Origin of the sequence: Psychromonas sp. SA13A (assembly GCF_011378715.1) — a bacterium.
Taxonomy (GTDB): Bacteria; Pseudomonadota; Gammaproteobacteria; order Enterobacterales; family Psychromonadaceae; genus Psychromonas.
The window spans coordinates 160,161-168,590 of the sequence record NZ_WTKU01000005.1; the positions used below are offsets into that span (position 1 = coordinate 160,161).

5 protein-coding genes are annotated in these 8,430 nt (G+C 37.6%); 2 read left to right on the plus strand and 3 right to left on the minus strand.

The window, feature by feature from the left end; translation table 11 throughout:
- The first annotated feature begins 11 nt into the window (after positions 1–11).
- Positions 12–2,090, plus strand: coding sequence for a methyl-accepting chemotaxis protein (locus GQR44_RS07175; protein ID WP_205962995.1), 2,079 nt, complete (start codon positions 12–14; stop codon positions 2,088–2,090).
- Between the two features lie 296 nt (positions 2,091–2,386).
- Here the strand turns inward: GQR44_RS07175 and GQR44_RS07180 are convergent, their stop codons facing one another.
- Positions 2,387–2,815 (minus strand): organic hydroperoxide resistance protein, encoded by a 429-nt coding sequence (locus GQR44_RS07180; protein ID WP_166370714.1) that lies wholly within the window; start codon positions 2,813–2,815, stop codon positions 2,387–2,389.
- A gap of 147 nt (positions 2,816–2,962) precedes the next feature.
- On the opposite strand from GQR44_RS07180, the gene GQR44_RS07185 reads away from it, so the two are divergent.
- Complete coding sequence (locus GQR44_RS07185; protein WP_166370716.1) at positions 2,963–3,403, plus strand: MarR family transcriptional regulator; 441 nt, start codon at positions 2,963–2,965, stop codon at positions 3,401–3,403.
- 222 nt (positions 3,404–3,625) lie between these two features.
- Here the strand turns inward: GQR44_RS07185 and GQR44_RS07190 are convergent, their stop codons facing one another.
- Together GQR44_RS07190 and GQR44_RS07195 are read right to left on the minus strand one after the other, a co-directional pair.
- A complete protein-coding gene (locus GQR44_RS07190; protein ID WP_205962996.1) occupies positions 3,626–5,419 on the minus strand; it encodes an EAL domain-containing protein in 1,794 nt (597 codons plus the stop codon).
- Positions 5,412–8,411: a response regulator gene (locus tag GQR44_RS07195; protein WP_166370718.1), complete on the minus strand. Its 3,000-nt coding sequence runs from the start codon at positions 8,409–8,411 to the stop codon at positions 5,412–5,414. Before GQR44_RS07195 ends, GQR44_RS07190 begins: the two co-directional genes overlap by 8 nt.
- Positions 8,412–8,430: the final 19 nt, after the last annotated feature.

Sequence of the window (8,430 nt, forward strand, 5' to 3'; positions counted from 1 at the left end):
AGGAAGTGCCAATGGCAATTAAATTTACTATCAAAGCAAAACTGGTCACCACCTTATGTGTACCACTACTCATCATGGCTTCCTTTTTTATCTATTCACTAATAGAAACTGAAAATGTTGTCCTTGAAAAAGAAAAAGAAAATGTTCAAGTACAACTAGCTAAAATGCTTGATCAAAACCTCAGAGGTCAAGTTGATACCATCGCGTTCGCCATTTCAGATTATTATGAATCTTCTAAAATTGAAAATATAAAGAAAAACTTGGCCACTGAAATGTCTGAGTTTAGAAGTACTATCACAAATATTTATGAAAAGAGTGGTTCATATTGGGAAGCTGAAATGAGTATTTATGCTTTTCTACAACAGCATCGCTGGAATAATGGACGCTATTTATTTGCCTATGATGCGACCACTGTGATCAGCAAAGCTTATGGTAGCGATATTAGTGAAGTCGGAAAAAGTGGTTACGAAAAAGTCGATGCTAAAGGTAAATTTTTTGTAAGAGATGTTATTGCTGCAGCGCAAAAAGAAGATATAGGGTTTAGTGAGTATTCTTTTTTAAATCCAACCACACAAACCATCGAAGAGAAAATGACCGCTTCATTTTATTTCAAACCATTAAATTTAGTGATATCCAGTGGTGAATACGTTAGCACACTGAGAAAAGAAAATATTGAAGCCGCTATAAATGCAGTTAATGTCGCTAAATATGGACTCAATGGCTATTTTTGGATCCAAGATGAAGATGGAACGATTATTGCTCATCCTAAAACGGATATCATTGGCACTAAAACCGATAGTACTCAATTGATAGCCAAACACATTCAAGGAAAACAAGAGTCAACAGTTGACATCGCCTATGAAAACCCAGCCACCAAAAAAAGTGAAAATAAAATAGCTTATAGCCGAAAAATATTTCCAGAGTGGGGTTGGATACTTTCTACGGGAGCTTATGAGAATGATATTATTGCCGTTCAAGACAATTTAACAGATGTCACTCAAAATATTTTTGATGGCGAAGTAGCCTCAATGATCACTTCTTCAGTAGTATTAATCATAGTGTCACTTTTACTCATTATTTTAATCATTACTGCGATTGTTAAAAACCTACACTCTTTGAAAGAACGTATTGACACTCTATCTACTGGCGAAGCAGACTTAACATCACGCCTGACTATTACTAACGATGATGAGTTAGGTGATATTAGTCATTCGGTAAACAACTTTATTATATACTTACAATCTATGATGCTTGATATTTCACAGGCATCAGTGCATATAACGACCAGCACTGAACAACTTAATCAACAATCGATGCAGGCAAATAGTGCTTTAATCGCACATGCGAGCGAAACAGAACAAGTTGTTAGCGCAATTACAGAAATGAGCAGTACATCTGAAACTGTTGCTCAAAATGCAGCAGATACTGCGTTTAATACTCAACAAGCAAATGATGAAGCCATTTTATCAAAAGCGATTGTGAGCGAAGCATCAAACAGTGTTTTAGCCTTAGTAGATGAAGTCGACTCGGCATCCGCAAGCATCAATACCATGAGTAATAATACGCAAGAAATTATTAAAGCATTGAGTGTTATTGGTGATATAGCAGACCAAACTAATTTATTAGCTCTAAATGCGGCAATAGAAGCGGCTCGAGCAGGTGAGCAAGGTAGAGGCTTTTCTGTAGTAGCGGATGAAGTTCGTTCACTTGCTGCGCGTACCCAAACCAGCACCGCGGAAATTAATCAAATATTGAATACGTTAAGTAGTGATGCAAGCAATGCAGTGTCTACAATGGATGCTACAAGATCAAGTTGTCAACGTGCCGCTGAAAACACTGCTCGAGTTACCGATAGCTTGGATAATATGACTAATTTTATTATTCAAATTAACGATTTAAGTACGCAGATTGCAACGGCTTCTGAAGAACAAAGTAGTGTTACTGAAGAAGTGAGTCGAAATATGACCAACATAAATGAAATGGTACAAGAACTAACTAAAAATGGCCAAGCAACAGTGGATAGTACACAAACGTTGGCATCTGCTAATACACAATTAGATGCATTGGTGAAAAAGTTTAAATTGCAATAACGGTAATGATCATCTTAATCCAATAGGATGAAGGTGATATAAATTTAATGGTTGCCATGTAAAAGCAAAAAAAGTAGAAAAATATCTTGATTGTTAAGACCCTTTCCCTTGGACCCAGCCCTAAAGTTTGTGTAATAGCATAACTTATTACTGAGTTTTAGCTTTTAAAATAAGAGAGCTGTATGTAATTCCATTACAGCTCTCTCTTCATTGTAGTCATTTTAAACTATGTAAATAATTCAGTATTTTACTTACCCGCGAAAGACTGAATTCACTAAAGTACAGAGCTAATGGAATTAAATAACTGTCAGTTCTTTAACAATATTACCACGTGTTGCATTTGAATATGGGCAAACTAAATCAGCTTTTTCGACTAAAGCCTGTGCCTGTGCTTTATCCATATCACCCAGTGATACGGCAAGTTTAACAGCTATCCCAAAACCACCTTCAATGGGACCAATAGCAACTTCAGAATTAATGTAGATATCACTTGAAAGTTTTACTTTTTCAGCCGCTGCAACATGTTTTAATGCACCAATAAAACAAGCAGCATAACCCGCCGCAAATAATTGTTCTGGGTTGGTTCCCTGCCCATCATCACCACCTAAGTTTTTGGGTGTTGATAATTTAATATCTAAACGAGCATCATCGGATTTAGCAACACCTTCACGGCCACCTGTTGCTGTCGCTTTAGCTGTGTATGCGATTTCTTGTAATACATTCATAGTGAACTCCAAAGTTTATATTAATTAGGCAATTTATTTTGCATGCAAAACAATATTAACCAAGATAAATAGCAATTGCAAATACTTTGCATGCAAATTAAAATAAAGAATAAGTATAAATATAAAAATACATACAAGGGTATTGTGATGCCATTTGAACAATTAAAGCTAAAAAATCAGTTATGCCACCGTTTATACATGGCTTCCAACAGCATTGCTCGAGCCTACCGTTCGCCATTAGCTGAAATTAACTTAACTTACCCTCAATATGTTGTGATGATGGCACTATGGGAAAAAGATCAGATAACTATCGCAGAACTTATTGAAAAAACAGCAATTGATGGCAGTGCTTTGACGCAAATTTTAAAGAAAATGACAGATAAAAAGATACTTGCAGTGGTTAAAGATGAACAAGATAAACGTAAACGTCACATCCAACTTACTAATGAAGGACAAGCATTAAAACTAAAAGCGGCACATATACCAAATGAAATTCGCTGTAAGTTTGATAGCATCGATGCAACTCAATCATTACAACTGATGCAAGCACTAGACTTAGTCGTTAATGATTTAAAAAATGACAATTAACATAAAAAGCATCAATAGCATCAATAGCATCAATAGCATCAATAGCAATATTATAACGACTAAATAGGATGCGTTGCATTACTACTGTTTAGACTTTCAAGTTTATAACTGTAATGCGTCTAACTGTAATGCGTCACTGATTTTTATGTAACCTAGAGCATATGTGATAATTGTATACATAAGTAATTGTGCATAAAAAGTGAAACATCACTCCGTTTATTGCTAACCAACACATCTTGTTTTATTTCTAGCCAACACATACTGTTCAAATTCGTCAGCGGGTAAAGGCTTGCTAAAATAAAATCCCTGTATCACATCGCAGCCTATCCCTTCAAGAAATGCGAGTTGCTCGCTGTTTTCTATCCCTTCAGCTACCACTGATAATTCGAGGCTATGCGCCATCGCAACGATCGCTCGCACAATGGCACAATCTTCACGCTTGGTTGGCACGTCAATAATAAATGCTCGGTCTATTTTTAACTCATTTAATGGGAAGCGTTTTAAATAACTTAATGAAGAGTATCCTGTCCCAAAGTCATCAATTGATAGCTTCGGCCCTTGCTTTCTGATCCCTTTCATTACATCAATAGCACGTTCTTCATCGCCCATCAACATACCTTCAGTAATTTCAATAGTAAGGTATTTCATGTCCATACCAGAAGATAATGCAGCCGCCATGGTTCGATCAATATGTTTTGCTATAAACTGTTGCGGCGAGACATTAACTGAAATTTTTAAATCCCCTAAACCTTGATCTTGCCATACTTTATTTTGGCGGCAGGCTTCATGAATGACCCACTCACCGATACCTGGAATGAGACCAGATTTTTCCGCAATATCAATAAAATGAAAGGGAGATAACAATCCTTTTTCAGGATGTTGCCAGCGAACTAGTGCCTCCATTCCCATCACCTGATTTGTTTTAGTATTGATTTTAGGCTGATAATGCACAACGAACTCTTGTAAATCGATTGCACGCCTAAGTTCAGACTCCATTTGTAAACGCTCTTTGGCTTTATTATTGATATCTTTTGAATAAAACTGATAGTTATCTCGCCCCTTATGCTTAGCAAACTCTGTCGCCGCACTGGTATTTTTCATCAAGGAATCCGTCGTTTCTGCATCATCAGGGTAAACAGCAATACCAATACTCGCCGTTACAAAGACATCATGACCATTTATAACAAAAACACCTTTCATTACCCCTAATAAGCGCTCTGCAATATAAGCTGAATCTTCAGCAGCTGCACCACCCGGTAACAAAATGCTAAATTCATCTCCGCTGAGTCGCGCAATATTCAGCCATAGATCATCTCTTCCAGTATGGCTAATAACATCCGTGAATCTAACTGCACCCGATAACCTATCGGCAATCTGTTGCAGTAATAAGTCCCCTGACTTGGGGCCTAAAGTATCATTAATTTCTTTAAATCTATCCACACTTAAGTTCATTACTGCAACTGAATCTTTGTATCTAATGGCGTTCATCAACGCCCAATCTAAGCGGTCCATAAATCGAGCGCGATTAGGTAGCCCAGTTAAAGAATCATAAAAGGCTAATTGGTCTTGGTAAGCTTTTACCGTTAAGGTATTACGTAAGCGTAAAGCCAGTTCACTTGCGTCGATTGGTTTTGCTAGAAAATCTGTCGCACCAAGCTCAAGCGCTTTTAGTTTAGTAGCAGCATCAGATGCGGAAGTTAATACAATCACAGGGATACGTTTTAATAGTTCATGGGAGCGTACTTCTCTTAAAATTTCAAAACCATTCACTATCGGCATTTTAAGGTCGAGTAATAAAATATCCGGTGGATTTAGCTTCAACTTTTCCATCGCCAGTGTTGAGTCTTCAATATTAATGAAATTCTGATAACCTTCATCTTCTAGAAAGCTTTGTAATATTTCCATTAGAATAGGTTCATCATCTATCATCATAATCACAGCATTTTTTAATTGTATGTGAAGATTATCAACGCAAGCACTTGGCTTATCGAATTTATCAATATTCAGATTATTCACTCACTTCCCCTACGCTTTTTTTATCTTTTTCTGTAGAATACTCAACTATTTCAGGCATATTAGTTTTGTCAGAAACACTAGATAAATCGATATTGTTTGTCATCTGTTTAATTTTTTTGAGTAAATTTATGGCATTAACTGAATCTTTCTCATTTGCTGATGCTTCAAGTTTTATTGCAGGGTCAGTAAAATCGTGAAAACCAATTGTACCTGCCGACCCTTTAAGCCAGTGTGCTAAATCGGCTAACTCTACAAAATCACCTTGCTCTAATGCAGTATTCATTACTCTAATTTTCTCATCTAATCTCAACACAAATTTCTCAACCATTGGTCTTAATTTAGGTGTGCTCATCAATAAACTTGATCTGATTGGAACACTTGCAGATATCGTCTGTTCGGTAACAACATTGGCCTTACTCTCAGTAATTTCTTGCTCGATAGTGTCAATGTTATCATTCACCTCTAGACGTGAAATCAAATCACTAATTTCTGCAATTTGCGCTCTAACAGCAACTCGATCTTGTTGCATAGCATAGGCCTCTAATGCTTCTGCTGGTTCAGTGAAATCATGAAAACCAACGGATCCTGCAGATCCTTTCAACCAATGTGCTAAGTCAGCGAGTTGCTCATAATTAGCTGTAGCAGCTGCTTGTTCTATTAAGCTAAATTGTTCATCTAAACGAGTAATAAAACGTCCGATTAAGCTTCGGTACTTATTTTTTGCCCCTGGCAAAGATGAACGGATAGCAGCCTTGAGCGGAGTGTTTTCTGTCATTTTTTCGCTAACCGAGTCTTCAATCATCAATGCAGTGTTAGCTGCTTCTTGTTGTAGCGACGTTGTTGCAGTTGCAATCTTACCTCCCAACTCATTAGCCAAGTATTTAAGCAATTTATCAATATCAATGGGTTTCGTCATGTAGCCTGAATATCCCGCAGAGAGACACTCACTTTCAGCTCCTTTCATTGCATGTGCCGTTAAAGCGATAATAGGAATGCTAATACCTTTTTCACGCATCAAACGTACCGCAGTATAACCATCCATAATCGGCATCTGTACATCCATTAAAATAAGATCAAAGTTTCCAGCTGTAGCCATACTCACCGCTTGTTGACCATTAACAGCGGTTTCAATACTCAGCCCAGCCCCACTTAAGACGACCTCTAATAAATCTCTATTTTCATCGCCATCATCTACCACTAAAATATTCGCATCGGGGAAAATCCATGTGACTTGTTGCTCTGCAGTATTAGATGTAATTTCTTGCATGACTTCGGTGGAGGAAAGCAACCTAGCTTGCGGAACGGCTTCAACTTCTATATTGACAATAAAACAACTACCTTTACCTTGCTCACTAGTAACCGTAATATCGCCTCCTAGCGCTTCAGCAAAACGTTTACTAATAGTAAGACCCAAACCAGTACCACCAAAACGTCGTGTGATCGAACTATCTGCTTGTACAAATGGTTTAAAAACCGCTTCAGCTTGTTCCTGTGTCATGCCGATACCCGTATCTGAGACCTCAATAATCAGTCTCGACTTATGCTTTTCTGACTTATAACGTGTACTTAGTTTAACCACTCCACTTTCAGTAAATTTTATAGAGTTACCAACTAAATTAGTTAATATTTGTCTTATTTTACCCGCGTCTGTTAATACAAGTTCAGGCATACTATCGATGGCAACAAACTCAAGATTAATACCTTTTTCCTGGGCTTTCCCCCCCATCACTTTAACCACTTCTTGAACTATTTGATGTGCAGGGCAAGGTAAGGTTTCAATTTCAATTTTTCCAGCTTCAACCTTTGATAAATCCAGTATATCGTTAATTAAGCCAAGTAGATGTTTACCGCTGGAGGCGATCGTGCCTAAATAACGCTTACTTTCTACAGGATCGTTACTATGGCCGCGCATTAGCACCTCTGTAAATCCAAGAATGGCATTCATTGGCGTACGTATTTCGTGACTCATATTGGATAAAAAATCACTTTTTGCACGGTTTGCCATTTCAGCTTCTTCTTTAGAGCGACGTAATTCTATCTCTTTCTCTTCTAACTTAGTAATATCATCAAAACTGACCATCATACCAGCTACTTTACCGTTTTGACCTAATACAGGTGAACAATTAACCATGAAGGTATAACGAATATTATCATCTAGCTCTAAATACAACATATGATTCATTTGCAGTGAACTGGATGCAAGGGCAATTTCCCATGGGTATTTTGGCTCAGGGTTTGGAGAAACGCTTTCATTCTCGTTACGAGCCATGACTTGCTCCCAGCTAAACTTTGCAATACTACGTCCCATTAAATCTTCTGGTTTTTCACCGACTAAGACAGAGAAGGCCTCATTCGCTAACACTATATTTTGCTTAACATCTAAGACTAATAACCCCTCAGCCATAGTATCCAATGCTGAACGGACCCGCCCAGGAATGGCTTGAGAGGGGTCCAACTGTTTAAGCATTTTTCCTAAGTAAAACTTGAAAAAAATGAAACTGAAGAAAGAAACAAACATAATAAACTGCGCTAAAGGTTCGAAAAAGAAAGCAAACAAACCAGGATGTTTTAAAGGTTCAAATCGAAGTTCGATATTACCCCATTGTGTATTGCCTTCCCAAATTGGCACCACCAACTGCGATTCTGTAGAAGTTCCTTTTTCCATCGCTTTCCATTGTAATTCGTGATCACCAATAATAGCAGCAGCCTTACCTTTTAAAGGCTTAACTGCAGCGGAAAGTATTTGCTCATTGCGAGAAACAAGAATATTAAGGTTAGCTTCCATTCGACGTATATCACGGCGTGTAATAAAGACAGAGCTATTAACAGCCACAATTTCAGCAATGGCTGCTCTACCAGCTAATATCGCGCCATATCTGTCCGGAAATAACCCTAGAAAAGAAGCAGCGATACTTACGCAAACTACTATGCTCACTAATCCTAATGCGATTCGTGTTTTTGCACTTTGTCCTTTAAATATTTTGCTTATCAACCTGAATTCCTTTCATTCT

What these genes read in the sequence shown, in the direction of transcription:
- GQR44_RS07180 (WP_166370714.1), bottom strand. Translation starts at nt 2,815, where the DNA reads ATGAATGTATTACAAGAAATCGCATACACAGCTAAAGCGACAGCAACA.
- GQR44_RS07175 (WP_205962995.1), top strand. Translation starts at nt 12, where the DNA reads ATGGCAATTAAATTTACTATCAAAGCAAAACTGGTCACCACCTTATGT.
- GQR44_RS07185 (WP_166370716.1), top strand. Translation starts at nt 2,963, where the DNA reads ATGCCATTTGAACAATTAAAGCTAAAAAATCAGTTATGCCACCGTTTA.